This window comes from Hydrogenophaga sp. H7 (assembly GCF_002025745.1).
Classification (GTDB): domain Bacteria; phylum Pseudomonadota; class Gammaproteobacteria; order Burkholderiales; family Burkholderiaceae_C; genus Hydrogenophaga; species Hydrogenophaga pseudoflava.
In genome coordinates this window covers 135809-153820 of record NZ_MCIC01000018.1, presented here as the reverse complement: position 1 = coordinate 153820, position 18012 = coordinate 135809, and the positions used below count along the sequence as shown (strand labels likewise).

Genomic DNA, 18012 nt, shown 5'->3' with positions numbered 1-18012 from the left:
GGCTGTGAAGAACATGCGACTGAACAAAGCCGACACCATCTTCGCGCTGCTCGCGCTCGCCACCCTGGCCAGCTGGTGGCTGGGCGAGGGCGCGGCCGTCAGTGGCCAGCATCTGGGCACGGTGGCGACACTCGCCGTGCTCGCGCTCTCGGCGCTCAAGGGCGCGCTGATCGCGCTGGACTACATGGAACTGCGGAGCGCCCCGGCGCTGTGGCGGCGCTTGGTGATGGGCTGGCTGGTGGTGGTGCTGGGGCTGATCGCCGTGGTCAGCGTGGGCCTGCGCGTCTGATCAGCGCCCCCGCCGCACCGCCCGCACCATCACCGCGCCAAACAGCACAAACGCCAGCGCGTGGCCCGCGCCTGCCGCCGCCAGCCCATCCGCCCAGCCCGTGACCGATGCCACCACCCGCAGCGCCAGGCTCACCCCCAGCACCGCCAGCGGCAGCAGCGCCCAGCGCGTGGGTTCGGGCCGCCAGCCGGCCAGGGCCGGCAGCATGATGGGGGCGTGGCCGAAGACCATGGCCATGACGAAACCCAGCCAGAGCGCGTGCCAGGCGACGGTCTGGCCCATCAGCCCCAGCACCGACCCCGTCGCCAGCCAGACGTAGCCGCAGACAAGGCAGATGGCGGTGTGGCCGGCCCAGCCTTTGGCGCGCCACTGGCGCGTGGCCACGTCCCAGCGCAGCAGCCAGGCGGCCAGCAGGGCCATGGTGGTCCACCACAGCACCGCGGCCACACCGGGTTGCCACAGCGCCAGCAGCACGGCGGCCACCGAGCCGGCCCAGACCAGCAGAAACGCCTGCGAGGCCCAGCCGGGCAGCTTCACCAGCCGCGTGAGTTCGCGCCGTTCGCCGGCGATGGTCAGCACCAGGAAGGCGCTCCAGCCGATGCGGGCGGCGTCCATCTGGCCCATCGCGAAGGCGGCGTTGGCCACCAGCAGGGCCAGCGCACCCGAGGCCTCCACCGCCAGTGGCAGCGACATGGCGCGGTTCGATCCGGCCCAGGCGTAGAGCCACACCAGCCCGGCGGCCGAGGCCACCCACAGCACGCCCGCAGCGGTCCATTGGCCCACGCCCCAGGCCAGCCAGCCGCCCAGGGCCGCCAGCACCGGCACCCACAGGCCGCGCCGCAGCGCGACCACGCGTTCGAGCGCGATCAGGGCGCCGAAGAAGCCGGCCATCATCACCGCGCCGTGGGCCGTGATGGCGTGGGCGCCGGTGGGGCCGAAGCCCTGCGCGGGCAGGCTGCCCAGGCGCACCAGGCCGCCACCCACGGCGCCCAGCAGGTTGGTGATGGCCATGAGCACGGCCAGACCGACGGCCCAGCGGGGCAGGGGCGGAGGCTCGGCCGGGCGCGCAGGGCGGGGTGGCCTGGGGGGCGGGTTCACCATCCGAAGCGCGCCCGCAGCGCCGGCGCCAGCCGCTCGGGCGACCACTCGGTGTCCCAGTCCATCTGCACGTCCACCGTGGTGCCGGGCGGGCAGACACGCTGCACGGCGGTCAGGGCGTCGTCCACCATCACATCGGCCATGGGGCAGGTGGCGCTGGTGGGAATGAGCGTGACGGCGACCGAGGCGCCGTCGATGCGCACCTCACCGACCACACCCAGGTCCACCAGGTTCTCGCCCATTTCGGGGTCGTCCACGGTGGCCAGGGCGGCCATGACGGCGCTGTGCAGGTCGGCGCCCGGTGCGTTCGTATCGGTCTTTGTGTCCATGGAACCTCACTGTGAACGGGCCTTGTGACCCCATCCTTGAACCAGTTCAAGGACGATACCCGAGCAAAACAGGAGGATACGCGCCATCAACCAGTGATGGAGGGCTTCCATGAGCCAGACGCAAAGCGGGTTTACCAAACAGACCGCCCGCAACATGTTCTACGGTGGCAGCGTGTTTTTCGCGCTGCTTTTCGCGGTGATCGTGTTCGACACCGAGAAACGCATCCCCGAGCGCTCCAACGCGCAGGCGATCACACCCGCCGTCGTGGCGGGCAAGAAGATCTGGGAGACGCGCAACTGCATCGGCTGCCACACGCTGCTGGGCGAGGGCGCCTACTTCGCCCCCGAACTGGGCAACGTCTACAAGCGCCGTGGTGGCGATTTCATCAAGGGCTGGATGAAGGCCATGCCCACGGGGGCGCCGCACCGCCGCCAGATGCCGCAGTTCGACCTGAACGAGCAGCAGCTCAACGATCTGGTCGAGTTCCTCAAGTGGACCGGCGAGATCAACACCGAGAAGTGGCCGCCCAACATCGAAGGCTGACCGGAGAAGCACCATGACCATCGCAACACTCAAGTACCAGAGCCAGTCGGTCTCCAGGAACTACTTCATCGCCGCCATGGTGCTGTTCGCCGGACAGGTGATCTTCGGCATCACCCTCGGCCTGCAGTACGTGATCGGGGATCTTTTCTTCCCCTACATCCCCTTCAACGTGGCCCGCATGGTCCACACCAACCTGCTCATCGTGTGGCTGCTGTTCGGCTTCATGGGCGCGGCCTACTACATGGTGCCGGAGGAATCCGAAACCGAGCTGTATTCGCCCTTGCTGGCGAAGATCCTGTTCTGGGTCTTCCTGGCGGCCGGAGCGCTGACCATCGTCGGCTACCTCACGCTGCCCTACGCCAAGCTGGCCGAACTCACCGGCAACCAGTTGCTGGAGACCATGGGCCGCGAGTTCCTGGAACAGCCGCTGCCGACCAAGATCGGCATCGTGATCGTGGCGCTGGCCTTCCTGTTCAACATCACCATGACCGTGCTCAAGGGCCGCAAGACCGCCATCACGGTGGTGCTGCTGATGGGCCTGTGGGGCCTGGCGATCTTCTTCCTGTTCAGCTTCGTCAACCCGCACAACCTGGTGCGCGACAAGATGTACTGGTGGTTCGTCGTCCACCTCTGGGTGGAAGGCGTGTGGGAGCTGATCCTGGGCGCGCTGCTGGCCTATGTGCTGGTCAAGACCACCGGTGTGGACCGTGAGGTGATCGACAAGTGGCTGTACGTGATCATCGCCTTCGCGCTGATGACCGGCATCCTGGGCACGGGCCACCACTTCTTCTTCATCGGCCTGCCCGGCTACTGGCAGTGGATCGGCTCGATCTTCTCGGCCATGGAACCCATTCCGTTCTTCATGATGACGGTGTTCGCCTTCAACATGGTGCAGCGCCGCCGCCGCGAACACCCGAACCAGGCCGCCGTGCTGTGGGCCGTGGGGACCTCGGTCATGGGCTTCCTGGGCGCCGGCCTGTGGGGCTTCATCCACACGCTCAGCCCGGTCAACTACTACACCCACGGCTCGCAAATCACCGCCGCCCACGGTCACCTGGCCTTCTACGGTGCCTATGTGCTGGTGGTCATCACGCTGATCAGCTACGCCATGCCCACGCTGCGCGGCCGCATCGCCAACAGCCAGAAGGCCCAGTCCGCCGAGATGTGGAGCTTTTGGGTCATGACCATCGGCATGTCCGTGATGGTGCTGGCCCTGACCGGCGCCGGCATCCTCCAGGTCTGGCTGCAGCGCATGCCCACCGAAGGCGCCATGGGCTTCATGGCCACGCAGGACCAGCTGGCCTTCTTCTACTGGACCCGCGTCGCCGGGGGCGTGATCTTCCTGCTCGGCCAGTTGCTGTACTTCGCCAGCTTCTTCATCGGTGGCGAGCCGGTGCGCGCCGACACCGTGAAGACCGGCGCAGGTGGTGGCGTGCTCGGTGCCCGTCCCGCACAACGCGCCTGATGGAACGAGGACACGGTCATGGACCACAGTGAACAGCAGCATCTGGTGAATGCCCCGTTCTACGCCGAACAGGCCGGCGAGGTCGCGCTCTTCGAGCACGCCTTCCGCCAGCGCCTGCCGGTGCTGATCAAGGGCCCCACCGGCTGCGGCAAGACCCGCTTCGTGGAGCACATGGCCGCGCGCCTGGGCCGGCCACTCATCACCGTGAGCTGCCACGACGACCTGAGCGCGGCCGACCTGGTCGGCCGCCACCTGATCGGTGAGCAGGGCACGGTGTGGGCCGACGGGCCGCTGGCCCGCGCGGTGCGCAGCGGCGCCATCTGCTACCTCGACGAGGTGGTCGAGGCCCGCAAGGACACCACCGTGGTGCTGCACCCGCTGGCCGACGACCGCCGCGTGCTGCCCATCGAACGCACCGGCGAACAGCTGGTGGCGCCACAGGGCTTCATGCTGGTGGTCAGCTACAACCCCGGCTACCAGAACCTGCTCAAGAGCCTCAAGCCCAGCACGCGCCAGCGCTTCGTGGCGCTGACCTTCGGCTACCCCGCGCCCGACGTGGAGCGCGGCATCGTGGTGGCCGAGGCGGGTGTCGAACCTGCGCTGGCAGAACGCCTGGTGACGCTGGCGCAGGCCTTGCGCCGCCTGACCGACCACGACCTCGAAGAAACCGTGAGCACGCGCCTGCTGGTGATGGCGGCGCGCCTGGTCGCCAGCGGCCTGCCGCTGCACGTGGCCTGCCGCTCGGCCATCGTCGACGCGCTGACCGACGACTTCGAGACCGCCGCCGCGCTCGACGAGGTGGTGGTCGCCATCCTCGGAACCCGCACCTGAATTCCGTTTGCAGCGGCGGCGCTGCGCCTTCCTCCTCGTTTGCCACACAAACATGCAGCGCCGCCGCCTCTTCTTCCAGCTCGGCTTCTTCGCCCTGTTCCTGCTGGCCCCCGCACTGAACCTGCTGCGCTTCGACCTGCACGAGGCCCAGCTCTGGGTCTTGGGCCAGCGCTGGAGTCTGGGCATCGACGCCTTCCGCGCCGGCGAGATCAGCGCCAACCAGGCCGCCATCCAGATCTTCGTCAGGGCCTTCCTGCCCGCCATCGTGCTGATCGTCGCCTTCCTGGGCGTGGCCTGGAAGTACGGCCGCCTCTACTGCGGCTGGCTCTGCCCGCACTTCACGCTGGTGGAAACGCTCAACACCGCGCTGCACCGTGCCTGCGGCAAGCTCAGCATCTGGGACAAACACCGCACCCGGCGCGCAGGCGTCCAGCCCTCGGCCCGCTGGTGGCCGGTGTTCTTCACGCTCTGCGCCGTGTTCGGCTTCCTATGGGCCATCACGCTGCTGACCTACCTGCTGCCACCGGCCGAGATCTGGGGTGGCCTGTTCAGCGGCACGCTCACGCCCAACCAGGCGCGTTTCCTGGGCGCGGGCTCGCTCATCTTCACGCTGGAATTCGCCTTCGCCCGCCACCTGTTCTGCCGCTTCGGCTGCGCGGTGGGCCTGTTCCAGAGCCTGGTCTGGATGGCCAACCCCAAGGGCATGGTGGTGGCGTTTGACCGCGACAACGCCCGCGACTGCCGCACCTGCACCACCGCCACCTATCCGCAGGGTTCGGCCTGCGACAACGGCTGCCCCATGCGCCTGCACCCGCGCAACATCAAACGCATGATGTTCTCGTGCGTGCAATGCGGCCAGTGCCTGGATTCGTGTGAAGAAACGCGGACCGCTCAAAAGAGCGAGCCGCTGCTGGAATGGAAGGTCGGCGCCGACGCGGTGCGCGAAACATTGCGCCAACGCAAGGCTGAGCGCGAAGCGGCCGCCGTCCTCGAAAGGAACGTCTGATGGAAGAGTGGGTCGGCAAACAGTGGGACCGCTTCATCCGCCGCGCGGCCCACCGCCAGCACGATGCGGCCGCGGTCACCCTCGGCGACATGCAGCGCACGCTGCACCTGATGTTCCGCGCCGCAGGCGGCGCACCGGCGGTGCGGGTGGCGCCCGCGGCCGAGACCCGCGTGGGCGGCGCCCGCGACTGGTTGCAGCGCGTGGCCGGCACCGGCACCCACGCGGCCACCGGCCGGCTGGAACCCGAGGCGCTGTCGCTGCCGCCGGTGATCGCCGTGCACGCCGACCCGGCGCTCAACCGCGCGCTCTACCTGTGGCTGGCCGCGCTGGCCGCCCACATCGAACCCAGCGGCGACTGGATCGCCGACAACCGGCGCGCCACGCAGCGTGCGCTGGCCACCTTCCCCGGTCTGGCCGAACGCCACACCCAGCTGCTGGCTGCCGAAACCGCACTGCGGCCAGCCCCCTCGCGCCTGCGCGGCCGAGCCGCCGAGGCCGAGCGCCGGGTGCAGCAGGCGCTGGCCGGGCAGGACGATGAACCCGTGGGCGGCCATCCGGTCGGCGATGTTCGGCCCGACGAGGTGGCGCCGGTCTGGCTCTGGCTGGACACCACGGCCGCAGCCGCCGCCGCGCCGGTGGCGCGCGACCAGGACCCCGAGGCATCGGGCGCCGAGCGCCCAGCCACCACCCAGGACGCGCGCCGCCGCCGTGCGCAGACGGTGGCCGACGAACGCGACAAGGCGCCGCTGATGATGTTCTTCCGCGCCGAATCCATCCTGTCCTGGGGCGAGTTCGTCAAGGTCAACCGCGCCAGCGACGATGACGACGACGGCAATGCGCTGGCCGCGGCCAATGACATGGATGTGCTCGCGATCGCGCCCGACGGACAGACCACGGCCTCGCGCGTGAAGTTCGACCTTGACCTGCCCAGCGCCGCCGCCGACGACCGGCCGCTCGGCCCCGGCATCCGTCTGCCCGAGTGGGACTGGCGCCGCGGGCAGCTGATCGAAGACCACTGTGCGCTGCAGACCCTGGTGACGGCCGAGCCACCGGTTTTTTCGCCACCGCCGGCCCTGAAGGTCACGGCCCGCCGCGTGCGCCGGCGCATGGAGGTGCTGCGCGGTGGCATGGGCCGCCTGCACGCCCAGCCCGAAGGCGACGAGCTCGACCTGGACGCCTGGGTGCGCCACGCCGTGGAAGCGGCGGCCGCCCCGCGCAGCGAGTCGCCCGCGGTCTTCAGCCGCCGGGTGCGCAGCGAGCGCAGCCTGGCCACGCTGCTGCTGGCCGACCTCTCCCTGTCCACGGACGCCTACGCCACGCAGACCGCGCGTGTGATCGATGTGATCCGCGACGCGCTCTATGTGTTCGGCGAGGCGCTCTCCGCCAGCGGCGACCCGTTCGAGATGCTGGGCTTTTCTTCGGTGCGGCGGCAGAACGTGCGCATCCACCAGCTCAAGGGCTTCGATGAGGCCTGGGGGTCACGGCCCCGCGACCGCGTGGGGGCCATCAAGCCCGGCTACTACACCCGCATGGGCGCGGCCATCCGCCACGCCACCGCGCGGCTGGCCGAGAGGCCCGAACGCCAGCGCCTGCTGCTGTTGCTGACCGACGGCAAGCCCAACGACCTGGACGTGTACGAAGGCCGCTACGGCCTGGAGGACACGCGCCACGCGGTGCAGGCCGCGCGCACGGCCGGTCTGCTGCCGTTCTGCATCACCATCGACGAGACCGCCCACGACTACCTGCCCGCGCTGTTTGGCGACCAGGGCTACGCGCTGGTGCGGCGTCCGCAGGAACTGGTCAACAAGCTGTCGGCGGTCCACCAGCGCTTCATGGCCCGTGCCGCCTGAAGGGCTGTCCGGTTCTGGTCGCGGTTCGCGGCTACAGTCGGTGGCTCCACCGACCCGACCGCCTGTTTCCATGGACCTGTCCCGCTTCGACCTGCCGCGCTACCTCTCGATGCTGCCCCTGTTCCAGGAGATGCAGGCGCCCGAGCTGCAGCGCCTGGCCCAGGGCGCCCAGTTGCGCGAGTTCGCGCGTGGCGCCGACATCTTCCGCATCGGCGACCCCTGCGACGAGTTCCATGTCACCGTGGCGGGCCAGGTCAAGCTGTTCGCCATCTCGCCGGCCGGGCAGGAAAAGATCATCGAGCTCGTCGGGCCGGGCAACAGCTTCGCCGAGGCGCTGATGTTCATGCAGCGGCCCTACATCATCAACGCCCAGGCCCTGACCGACACCCTGCTGCTGAGCGTGTCGCGCGCGGCGGTGATGCACGAGATCCAGGGCGACGCGCAGTTCTGCATGCGCATGCTCGCGGGCCTCTCGCGCCGCCTGCACGGCCTGGTCAACGACGTGCAGGCCTATTCGCTGCACAGCGGTGTCGAGCGCGTGATCGGCTACCTGATGCGCGACCTGCCCGAAGAGGGCGGCGAGGCCGCGGCCAGCGTGCTGCTGCCGGTGAGCAAGGCCTCCATCGCCTCGCGCCTGTCGATGACGCCGGAGTACTTCTCCAAGGTTCTGCGCGAACTGGAAGACCAGGGCCTGATCGAGGTCGACAAGCGCGAGATCCGGTTGCTGGACACCCAGCGCTTGAGCCGCTACCCCTTGCAGTGAAGGTGGCCCGTACACTCGCCGCCCTATGTTGATTCTCGGATTCGAGTCTTCCTGCGACGAAACCGGTGTCGCCCTGGTCGACGCCAGTGGCGACGCCACGCCGCGCCTGCTGGGTCACGCGCTGCACAGCCAGATCGAGATGCACCAGGCCTACGGCGGCGTGGTGCCCGAGCTGGCCAGCCGCGATCACATCCGCCGCGTGCTGCCGCTGACCGACGCGGTCATGGCCCAGGCCGGACTGCCGCTGTCGGCGGTGGACGCCATCGCCCACACAAGAGGACCCGGTCTGGCCGGCGCGCTGCTGGTGGGCTCGGGCGTGGCCTGCGCCCTGGGCATGGCCCTGGGCAAGCCGGTGATCGGCGTGCACCACCTCGAAGGCCACCTGCTCTCGCCCTTCCTGAGCGCCGATCCGCCGCAGTTTCCCTTCGTCGCGCTGCTGGTCTCCGGCGGCCACACCCAGCTGATGCGGGTGGACGGGGTGGGGCGTTACGAGCTGCTGGGCGAAACCATCGACGACGCCGCTGGCGAGGCGTTTGACAAGTCGGCCAAGCTGCTGGGCCTGGGCTACCCGGGCGGGCCGGCGCTGTCGAAGCTGGCGCAGCTGGGTGACCCGGCGGCCTACAAGCTGCCACGGCCGCTGCTGCACAGCGGCGATCTGGACTTTTCCTTTGCCGGCCTCAAGACGGCGGTGCTCACCCAGGTCAAACGCCTGGCCCAGGCGCACCCGGATGGCCCGGCCACCAGCCACCTGGCCGACCCACTGACGGCGCAGCAGAAGGCCGACGTGGCCGCCAGCGCGCAGGCCGCCATCGTGGACGTGCTGGTGAAGAAGTCGCTCGCGGCGCTCGACCAGACCCGCCTGCAGCGCCTCGTGGTCGCTGGTGGCGTGGGCGCCAACAGCCGGCTGCGCGAGCAGCTCAACGCCGCCTGCGCCCGGCGCAAGGTCCGCGTGCACTACCCCGAGCTGCACCTGTGCACCGACAACGGCGCCATGATCGCCCTGGCCGCAGGCCTGCGCGTGCAGGCCGGTCTGGCGGATCTGGCGCCGGGGGGCTACCACTTCGACGTGCGCCCACGCTGGCCACTGGCCGAGTTGTCGGCCGACACCGCCGTCTGATCCTTCCGCCCGAACCCGTGCCATACCCGGGTGGGGTAGCCTCTGTAATTATGAATTAGACTGCGATCAATCTGTCGCGTAGGTGACTCCTTGCGGCGGTGAACCACGGAGCCCACCAATATGCAATTCACTGAACACTTCTCGCGCCGCGGCGCCCTGGCCGCCCTGTTCGCGGCGTCCCTGTCATGCACCAGCGCCTGGGCGCAGCCTGCGGCCGAGCCCATCCGCATCGGCATGATCGAAGGCCTCTCGGGCCCGGTGGGCAACGCCGGCGAGGCGGTGTACCGCAACCTGGTCTGGGCCACCGAGCGCGTCAATGCGCGCGGCGGCGTGAAGCTGCCGGCCTCGCAAGGGGGCAGCCGGCCTCTGGAGGTGGTTCGCTTCGACAGCAAGGGCCAGACCGAAGAGGCGCTCTCGGGCCTGCGCTCGGCCGTCGACAAAGGCATCACCATCGTCGCGCAGGGCAATTCGTCGGCCGCAGCGGCCGGTCTGATCGACGCCATCAACAAGCACAACGAGCGCGACACCGCGCGCCAGGTGGTGTTCCTCAACTACTCGGCGGTCGACCCGCTGCTGACCAACGCCAAGTGCAGCTACTGGCACTTCCGCTTCGATGCCCACGCCGACATGCGTATGGGCGCGCTGATGAGCGTGCTCAGGGAAGACAAGGCGCTGAAAGGCATCTACCTGATCGGCCAGGACTATTCCTTCGGCCAGGCGGTGCTCGCCGAGGCGCGCCAACAACTGGCGGCCCAGCGGCCGGACGTGAAGATCGTCGGCGACGAGCTGCACCCCATGGCCCGCATCAAGGACTTCGCGCCTTACGCCGCCAAGATCAAGGCCAGCGGCGCGCAGGCCGTGCTCACCGGCAACTGGGGCAACGACCTGACCCTGCTGGTCAAGGCCGCCCGCGAGGTCGGTTTCGAAGGCAGCTTCTACACCTTCTACGGCAACGCACTGGGCGCCCCGGCGGCCATGGGCGACGCCGGCATCGGCAGGGTGGTGGCCGTGGCCGACTGGTTTCCCAATGTGCCGACGCGCGAGTCCGAGGCTTTCTACCAGTCGTTCCGCCAGCGCTTTCCCAGCCCGGCCGACGACTACGTGCACATGCGCATGCAGCTGATGATCGAGGCGCTCGCGCAGGCCATCGAGAAGGCCGGCTCGGTGAAGGCGGCCGACATCGCTGCCCAGCTGGAGAAGGCCCAGGTCACGCTGGCGGGCCAGACCGCCCGCATGCGCGCGGCCGACCACCAGTTCCAGCAGCCGCTGGCCGTGGCCGTGATGGACCGGCAGGGCGCGCCGGGTGTGAAGTTCGATGTCGAGGGCTCGGGCTACGGCTTCCGCGTCATCCGCCAGCTCACGCCCCAGCAGGCCGAGATGCCGCACAGCTGTAACATGGCACGTCCCTGATTGATTGGAGCGTTCATGCGGCCGGTGGTGGAGAGTCTGGAAGAGTCGCGCATTCGCGAAGTGGCCAATGCGGGCATGGGCCTGGATGGCGTGCTCAAGTTCTGGTTTGGCGAGAGCGACGAGGTCACGCCCGACTTCATCCGCGAGGCGGCGATTGCCTCGCTGAACGTGGGCGAAACCTTCTACGCCCACAACCTCGGCCTGCCCGAACTGCGCCACGCCATCGCCGGTTACACCCACACCCTGCACCCGCAACTGGCCACCGACCACTGGTTCGACCGCATCGCCGTCACCTCGGGCGGCGTCAATGGCCTGATGCTCGCGTCCCAGGCGCTGGTGGAGGCGGGCGACGAGGTGGTGGTGGTCACGCCGGCCTGGCCCAACCTCGTGGCGCAGCCGCAGATCATGGGCGCCCGGGTGCGCACCGTGCCGCTGACGGTGGCCGCCGATGGCGCCTGGGTGATGGATCTGGACGCCCTCCTGGCGTCGGTGACACCGGCCACGAAGCTGTTGATCCTCAACGCGCCCAACAACCCGACCGGCTGGACGCTGACCCGCGACGAGCAGGCCGCGATCCTGGCGCATTGCCGCCGCACCGGCACTTGGGTCCTGGCCGACGAGGTCTACGAACGCCTGTACTTCGCCGGCGACACGGCCAACGGTGCGGCGCCGAGCTTCCTGGACGTGGCCGAGCCCGATGACCGGCTGATCGTCGCCCACAGCTTTTCCAAGAGCTTCCTGATGACCGGCTGGCGCCTGGGCTGGCTGCTGCTGCCCAAGGCGCTGACGCACCCGGTCGGCAAGCTGATCGAATTCAACACCTCCTGTGCCCCCGTGTTCGTGCAGCGCGCCGCCACGGTGGCGCTGCAGCGCGGTGACGAGGTGACACCCGGGTTGGTGAAGCATCTCCAACGCTGCCGGGACACCCTGGTGCCCCTGCTGCGCGAGATCCCGTGCGTGCAGCTGGCCGAGCCCAAGGGCGGCATGTACGCCTTTTTCCGCCTCGAAGGCCAGGACGACTGTCTCGCCACCGCCAAGCGCCTGGTGCGGGAGGCGGGGCTGGGGCTGGCCCCGGGCAGCGCCTTCGGGCCGGAAGCCGCGGGCTGGCTTCGCTGGTGTTTTGCCAGCCGCGACCCGCAGCGCCTGGCCCAGGGCGCCGAGCGCCTGCGCCACTGGCTGCGCACTGCAGCCTGACCCACTGGTCTATAATGCGCGGTTGTCGCCCGATCCGGGTGGCATCTTCACGCCCGTTGTGGCGGCCGGATTTCTCCAGGGAAAGGTCGGCTGGCTGCGGCGGGTCGCACGTAACCAGACTGGAATCACCATGATCGAAAAAACCGTCAAGGCCGCTGTGGTGGCCGACAACGCCCGTGCTGCCAACGACACCGGCAGCCCCGAAGTGCAGGTCGCCATCCTGACCGCACGCATCAACGAACTGACCCCCCACTTCAAGCAGCACGCCAAGGACCACCACGGTCGCCGCGGTCTGCTGCGCATGGTCAGCCGCCGCCGCAAGCTGCTGGACTACCTCAAGTCCAAGGATGCCGACCGCTACATTGCCTTGATCGCCAAGCTGGGTCTGCGCAAGTAATCTTGAGCTTGCCGTGACACGCGAAAACGCCTGAGTTGGCTCGCCGGCTCGGGCGTTTTTCACTTTGATTTTTCAGAAAATTTTCGGATAAGGGGACGAGCAGAGCGAAGCTGTGTCATTCCAAGGGGCCTGCAACGGCGCAGGCCCGCTGGAATGGCATCGTGTTCTGCAGGTTTCCGGCTCCGGGCCGCGGGCGGCGCCACAGACGCCCATCCAACAGGAGAGACACATGACCATGTTCAACAAAGTCACCAAGACCTTCCAGTGGGGCCAGCACACGGTCCGCATGGAAACCGGCGAAATCGCCCGCCAGTCCAGCGGCGCCGTGCTGCTCGACATGGAAGGCACCGTGGTGCTGGCCACCGTCGTGGCCAAGAAGGACGCCAAGGCCGGCCAGGACTTTTTCCCCCTGACCGTCGACTACCTCGAAAAGTCCTACGCCGCCGGCAAGATTCCGGGCAGCTTCTTCAAGCGCGAAGGCCGCCCTTCCGAGTTTGAAACCCTGACCAGCCGTCTGATCGACCGCCCGATCCGCCCGCTGTTCCCGGACGGTTTCTTCAACGAAGTCCAGGTGGTCATCCACACCGTGTCGCTGAACCCGGAAGTGGACGCCGACATCGCCGCCATGATCGCCACCTCGGCTGCCCTGTCGATTTCCGGCATCCCGTTCAACGGCCCGATCGGTGCTGCGCGCGTGGGCTACATCAACGGCCAGTACGTGCTGAACCCCGGCCAGACCGAGCGCCAGAACAGCCAGATGGATCTGGTGGTGGCCGGCACCGAGGCCGCCGTGCTGATGGTCGAGTCCGAAGCCGAGCAACTGTCCGAAGAAATCATGCTGGGCGCCGTGGTGTTCGGCCACGAGCAGGGCAACATCGCCATCGCCGCCATCAACGAGCTGGTGCGCGACGCCGGTAAGCCCGAGTGGGACTGGCAGCCGCCGGCCAAGAACGAGCCGCTGATCGCCAAAGTCGAAGCCCTGGGCAAGGCCAAGCTCGAAGCCGCTTACCAGATCCGCAACAAGCAGGCCCGCACCCAGGCCTGCCGCGAGGCCTATGCCGCCGTGATGGACGGCCTGAAGGCCGAGGGCGTGGAGTTCGACAGCGTGGCCGTCGAAGGTCTGCTGTTCAACATCGAAGCCGCCATCGTGCGTGGCCAGATCCTGGCTGGCGAGCCGCGTATCGACGGCCGCGACACGCGCACCGTGCGCGCCATCGAGATCCGCAACAGCGTGCTGCCGCGCACCCACGGCTCGGCTCTGTTCACCCGCGGTGAAACCCAGGCTCTGGTGATCGCCACGCTGGGCACCGACCGCGACGCGCAGCGCATCGACGCACTGTCAGGCGACTTCGAAGACCGCTTCATGCTGCACTACAACATGCCTCCGTTCGCCACCGGCGAAACCGGTCGCGTGGGCAGCCCCAAGCGCCGCGAAATCGGCCACGGCCGCCTGGCCAAGCGCGCGCTGATTGCCGCGCTTCCGACCAAGGAAGACTTCCCCTACACCATCCGTGTGGTGTCCGAAATCACCGAGTCCAACGGTTCTTCGTCGATGGCCTCCGTCTGCGGCGGCTGCTTGGCGCTGATGGACGCCGGCGTGCCGATGAAGGCGCACGTGGCCGGCATCGCCATGGGCCTGATCAAAGAAGGCAACCGCTTCGCGGTGCTGACCGACATCCTGGGGGACGAGGACCACCTCGGCGACATGGACTTCAAGGTGGCCGGCACGACCAACGGCATCACCGCCCTGCAGATGGACATCAAGATCCAGGGCATCACCAAGGAAATCATGCAGGTCGCCCTGGCTCAGGCCAAGGAAGCACGCATGCACATCCTGGGCAAGATGCAGGAAGCCATGGGCGAAGCGAAGACGGAAATCTCCAACTTCGCGCCGCGCCTGTACACCATGAAGATCAACCCGGAGAAGATCCGCGACGTGATCGGCAAGGGCGGCGCCACCATCCGTGCGCTGACCGAAGAGACCGGTACCCAGATCGACATCGGCGAAGACGGCACGATCACCATCGCGTCCACCGACGGTGCCAAGGCCGAGGAGGCCAAGCGCCGCATCGCCGAGATCACGGCCGAAGTGGAAGTGGGCAAGGTCTATGAAGGCCCGATCACCAAGATCCTGGACTTCGGTGCTCTGGTCAACCTGCTGCCCGGCAAGGACGGCTTGCTGCACATCAGCCAGATCGCCCACGAGCGCGTCGAGAAGGTCACGGACTACCTCAAGGAAGGCCAGATCGTGAAGGTCAAGGTGCTCGAGACCGACGAGAAGGGCCGCGTCAAGCTGTCCATGAAGGCGCTGCTGGACCGCAATGGCGGCGGCGAGCAGGCCCAGCAACAGCAACAGTAAGTCGCTGGGGCCAAGGCATGGAAGCGGTCGAGATCAGCGGCTTCGGTGCGCCCGAGGTCCTGCGCCTGACGGCGCGTCCGGCGCCGGTTGCGGGCGCGGGCGAGGTGCTGATTCGCGTGCGCGCCTCGGGCGTGAACCGCCCTGACGTGCTGCAGCGCAGCGGCTCCTATCCGCCGCCGCCGGGCGCTTCCGACCTGCCAGGTCTGGAGGTGGCCGGGGTCATCGAGTCGGGTGATGCCGATGCGATGGCGCAAGCGGGATTCAGGCTGGGCGATCGCGTCTGCGCGCTGGTGGCTGGCGGTGGCTATGCCCAGTACTGCGTTGCACCGGTCGGCCAGTGCTTGCCGGTCCCGGCTGGGTTCGACGACGTGCAGGCCGCGGCGCTGCCCGAGACCTTCTTCACCGTCTGGAGCAACGTGTTCGACCGTGGCCGCCTGCTGGCAGGCGAAACCCTGCTGGTGCAGGGTGGGACCAGCGGCATCGGTGTGACCGCGATCCAGCTGGCCAAGGCCTTTGGCGCCAACGTGATCGCCACGGCCGGCAGCGACGAGAAGTGCGCCGCCTGCCAGAACCTGGGTGCCGACCACGCCATCAACTACCGCACGCAGGACTTCTCGGCCGTGGCCAAGGAGCTGACGGGCGGGCAGGGCGTCAACGTGGTCCTCGACATGGTCGCAGGCGACTATGTGGCTCGTGAAGTCGAGTGCCTGGCCGAAGACGGCCGCCTGGTCATCATCGCGGTGCAGGGTGGCGTCAAGGCCGGATTCAACGCCGGTCTGGTGCTGCGTCGCCGGCTGGTGATCACCGGTTCCACGCTGCGGCCGCGCCCGGTGGCGTTCAAGGCCGCCATCGCCGCATCGCTGCGTGACAAGGTGTGGCCGCTGCTGGAGCAGGGCCGGGTCCAACCCGTGATCCACAGCACCTTCCCAGCGGCTCGCGCCGCTGAGGCCCACGCATTGATGGAGTCCAACCAGCACATCGGGAAGATTGTGCTGACCTGGGCCTGATCCCCTTTCGGAGACTGAGATGAGCAAGAAACTGATCGCCGGCAACTGGAAGATGAACGGCAGTCTGGCAGCCAACGAGGCATTGGTTCAGGCCATGCTGGCGGGCATCGGTCAGCCGCCGGCCGAGGTCGCACTGTGCGCACCGGCACCCTACCTGGCCCAGTTGCAGGCGCTGCTGCAGGGCAGCCCGATTGCCTGGGGTTCGCAGGACGTGTCTGCTCACGAACAGGGGGCATACACCGGCGAGATCAGCGTGGCCATGCTCAAGGACTTTGGGTGTCGCTACGCCATCGTCGGCCACAGCGAGCGCCGCCAATACCACGGTGAGACCGACGAGATCGTGGCTGCCAAGGCGCAACGCGCCCTGTCGTCTGGCATCACGCCCATTGTGTGTGTCGGTGAAACCCTGGCCGAGCGGGAGGCGAACGAGACGGAGTCGGTGGTCAAGCGCCAGCTGGCTGCGGTGACCCACACCGTGGGTCATTGCATCACCGAAATCGTGGTGGCCTACGAGCCCGTGTGGGCCATCGGCACCGGAAAGACGGCCACGCCGGAAATGGCGCAGTCTGTGCACGCCGTCTTGCGGGCCCAACTGGCCGCCGCGACCACGAACCCCAAGCGGGTGCACATTCTCTACGGCGGCAGCATGAATGCGGCCAACGCGGCAAGCCTGCTGGCTCAGCCCGATATTGATGGTGGCCTGATCGGTGGTGCATCGCTCAAGGCTGCAGACTTCCTGCAAATCGTCGCCGCGGCCGGCTGACGATCATCCCCCTCACGCATTTTCGGAGCAGACATGAACGTTTTGATGACCATCCTCCAGGCTGTCCAGATCCTTGCCGCCATCGGCATGATCGGCCTGATCCTCATGCAGCATGGCAAAGGCGCCGATGCCGGTGCCGCCTTCGGCGGTGGCGCGGGTTCGGCGAGCTTGTTTGGGGCCTCCGGAGGTGCCAACTTCCTCTCGCGCACCACTGCCGTGCTCGCAGGCGTCTTCCTGACCTGCACCTTGGGCCTGGCCTACTTCGGCAACCTTGTTCCGACGACGGCGCGCTCTGGGAGCGTGTTGGAGAGCGTCGTTCCCGCGACGCAGATCCCGGCAGATTCAACTGCTCCGGCCGGTTCTTCCGCCGCGCCGGCAGAGACCCCGGCTGCACCGGCCACCGGCGCAGCGCAGATCCCTGGCAAGTAACTGCTGACAGGTGTGTGCGGCCGCTCTGGAGAGTGCATGGCGGCCGCCCCGAAAAAGCCCGGGAATTATCGAAAACCCGGATCGTTTCAGGGTAAACTCTATGGGTTGTCGAGAACGCTCACACCAGCCCTCGTGAGCCAGACAATGCAGACCCAGCCGACGTGGTGAAATTGGTAGACACGCTATCTTGAGGGGGTAGTGGCGAAAGCTGTGCGAGTTCGAGTCTCGCCGTCGGCACCAGACAAAGGCAGGCAGGGCCATCAGGCCCTGCGCATGGAACCGACCCACGATGAGTCTCGAACAATATCTCCCCGTGCTCTTGTTCATCCTGGTCGGTCTTGCCGTCGGCGTGATCCCCCAGGCCTTGGGCTACATCCTGGGGCCGAATCGGCCCGATCCCGAGAAGAATTCCCCCTACGAATGCGGCTTCGAGGCCTTCGAAGATGCGCGCATGAAGTTCGATGTCCGCTATTACCTGGTGGCCATCCTCTTCATTCTCTTTGATCTTGAAATCGCGTTCCTGATTCCCTGGGCGGTGGCGCTGACGGACATCGGTTCGACCGGCTTCTGGGTGGGCGTCATCTTCCTGATCGATCTGCTGGTCGGGTTTGTCTACGCCTGGAAGATCGGCGCCCTGGACTGGGAATGATGCGCCTGCGGGCGCTGTGGAGCACACATGATTGAAGGTGTCCTGAAAGAAGGCTTCATCACCACGAGCTACGACTCGGTGGTGAATTGGGCCAAGACTGGATCTCTCTGGCCTATGACCTTTGGTCTGGCCTGTTGCGCCGTGGAGATGATGCATGCCGCCGCAGCGCGATATGACATCGGTCGCTTTGGTGCAGAGGTGTTCCGGGCCAGCCCCCGTCAGTCCGATCTGATGATCGTGGCCGGCACCCTGTGCAACAAGATGGCGCCTGCTCTGCGCAAGGTGTACGACCAGATGGCCGAGCCTCGCTGGGTGTTGTCCATGGGGTCTTGTGCCAATGGTGGTGGCTACTACCACTACAGCTATTCCGTGGTGCGTGGCTGTGACCGCATCGTGCCGGTGGATGTCTATGTGCCAGGCTGCCCACCGACGGCCGAAGCGCTGATCTACGGGATCATCCAGCTGCAGCAGAAGATCCGTCGCACCAACACGATTGCCCGCGCCTGACCGGT

At 67.7% G+C, this 18012-nt stretch carries 19 protein-coding genes and 1 tRNA gene; 18 read left to right on the top strand and 2 right to left on the bottom strand.

What is annotated here, in order from left to right; all coding sequences use genetic code 11:
- Window positions 1-13 precede the first annotated feature (13 nt).
- Entirely contained in the window at window positions 14-289 is a 276-nt protein-coding gene (locus BC358_RS18385) for a cytochrome C oxidase subunit IV family protein (RefSeq protein WP_079367118.1), read from the top strand.
- On the opposite strand, the gene BC358_RS18380 is transcribed toward BC358_RS18385, so the two are convergent.
- Both BC358_RS18380 and BC358_RS18375 read right to left on the bottom strand, forming a co-directional pair.
- The gene (locus BC358_RS18380) at window positions 290-1300 is read right to left on the bottom strand and encodes a hypothetical protein (protein ID WP_079367119.1); all 1011 of its coding nucleotides are present in this window, start codon (window positions 1298-1300) and stop codon (window positions 290-292) included.
- An 83-nt stretch (window positions 1301-1383) separates the two neighbouring features.
- Window positions 1384-1716: a metal-sulfur cluster assembly factor gene (locus tag BC358_RS18375; RefSeq protein WP_066150018.1), complete on the bottom strand. Its 333-nt coding sequence runs from the start codon at window positions 1714-1716 to the stop codon at window positions 1384-1386.
- Between the two features lie 109 nt (window positions 1717-1825).
- On the opposite strand from BC358_RS18375, the gene BC358_RS18370 reads away from it, so the two are divergent.
- From BC358_RS18370 to BC358_RS18290, 17 genes are all read left to right on the top strand, one after another.
- Window positions 1826-2260, top strand: coding sequence for a cytochrome c (locus tag BC358_RS18370; RefSeq protein ID WP_066150021.1), 435 nt, complete (start codon window positions 1826-1828; stop codon window positions 2258-2260).
- Between the two features lie 13 nt (window positions 2261-2273).
- Entirely contained in the window at window positions 2274-3725 is a 1452-nt protein-coding gene (locus BC358_RS18365) for a cbb3-type cytochrome c oxidase subunit I (RefSeq protein WP_079366942.1), read from the top strand.
- 18 nt (window positions 3726-3743) lie between these two features.
- On the top strand, window positions 3744-4556 hold the full coding sequence (locus BC358_RS18360; RefSeq protein WP_066150027.1) for a CbbQ/NirQ/NorQ/GpvN family protein: 813 nt from the start codon (window positions 3744-3746) through the stop codon (window positions 4554-4556).
- A gap of 52 nt (window positions 4557-4608) precedes the next feature.
- On the top strand, window positions 4609-5562 hold the full coding sequence (locus BC358_RS18355) for a 4Fe-4S binding protein (RefSeq protein ID WP_079366941.1): 954 nt from the start codon (window positions 4609-4611) through the stop codon (window positions 5560-5562).
- Complete coding sequence (locus BC358_RS18350; RefSeq protein ID WP_079366940.1) at window positions 5562-7412, top strand: nitric oxide reductase activation protein NorD; 1851 nt, start codon at window positions 5562-5564, stop codon at window positions 7410-7412. The genes BC358_RS18355 and BC358_RS18350 overlap by 1 nt, the downstream gene beginning before the upstream one ends.
- Window positions 7413-7482: 70 nt before the next feature.
- Window positions 7483-8175, top strand: coding sequence for a Crp/Fnr family transcriptional regulator (locus BC358_RS18345; protein WP_066150037.1), 693 nt, complete (start codon window positions 7483-7485; stop codon window positions 8173-8175).
- A 25-nt stretch (window positions 8176-8200) separates the two neighbouring features.
- Window positions 8201-9292 carry a tRNA (adenosine(37)-N6)-threonylcarbamoyltransferase complex transferase subunit TsaD gene (tsaD, locus tag BC358_RS18340; RefSeq protein ID WP_079366939.1) on the top strand — a complete coding sequence of 364 codons (1092 nt, stop codon included), beginning with the start codon at window positions 8201-8203 and terminating at the stop codon, window positions 9290-9292.
- A gap of 120 nt (window positions 9293-9412) precedes the next feature.
- Window positions 9413-10702: a branched-chain amino acid ABC transporter substrate-binding protein gene (locus BC358_RS18335; protein ID WP_079366938.1), complete on the top strand. Its 1290-nt coding sequence runs from the start codon at window positions 9413-9415 to the stop codon at window positions 10700-10702.
- Between the two features lie 15 nt (window positions 10703-10717).
- Window positions 10718-11896: a pyridoxal phosphate-dependent aminotransferase gene (locus BC358_RS18330; protein ID WP_079366937.1), complete on the top strand. Its 1179-nt coding sequence runs from the start codon at window positions 10718-10720 to the stop codon at window positions 11894-11896.
- A 130-nt stretch (window positions 11897-12026) separates the two neighbouring features.
- Window positions 12027-12293, top strand: a complete 267-nt coding sequence (gene rpsO, locus BC358_RS18325; RefSeq protein WP_066150048.1) for a 30S ribosomal protein S15 — start codon at window positions 12027-12029, stop codon at window positions 12291-12293.
- 229 nt (window positions 12294-12522) lie between these two features.
- Complete coding sequence (pnp, locus tag BC358_RS18320) at window positions 12523-14652, top strand: polyribonucleotide nucleotidyltransferase (protein WP_079366936.1); 2130 nt, start codon at window positions 12523-12525, stop codon at window positions 14650-14652.
- Window positions 14653-14669: 17 nt separating this feature from the next.
- Window positions 14670-15659 (top strand): NAD(P)H-quinone oxidoreductase, encoded by a 990-nt coding sequence (locus BC358_RS18315; RefSeq protein WP_079366935.1) that lies wholly within the window; start codon window positions 14670-14672, stop codon window positions 15657-15659.
- A 19-nt stretch (window positions 15660-15678) separates the two neighbouring features.
- Entirely contained in the window at window positions 15679-16422 is a 744-nt protein-coding gene (gene tpiA / locus BC358_RS18310) for a triose-phosphate isomerase (protein ID WP_079366934.1), read from the top strand.
- A gap of 33 nt (window positions 16423-16455) precedes the next feature.
- A complete protein-coding gene (secG, locus tag BC358_RS18305; RefSeq protein WP_066150060.1) occupies window positions 16456-16851 on the top strand; it encodes a preprotein translocase subunit SecG in 396 nt (131 codons plus the stop codon).
- Between the two features lie 155 nt (window positions 16852-17006).
- Window positions 17007-17091: transfer RNA gene (locus tag BC358_RS18300), tRNA-Leu, on the top strand.
- A 49-nt stretch (window positions 17092-17140) separates the two neighbouring features.
- Window positions 17141-17500 (top strand): NADH-quinone oxidoreductase subunit A, encoded by a 360-nt coding sequence (locus tag BC358_RS18295; protein WP_066150062.1) that lies wholly within the window; start codon window positions 17141-17143, stop codon window positions 17498-17500.
- Between the two features lie 27 nt (window positions 17501-17527).
- Window positions 17528-18007, top strand: a complete 480-nt coding sequence (locus tag BC358_RS18290; RefSeq protein WP_066150065.1) for an NADH-quinone oxidoreductase subunit B family protein — start codon at window positions 17528-17530, stop codon at window positions 18005-18007.
- Window positions 18008-18012: the final 5 nt, after the last annotated feature.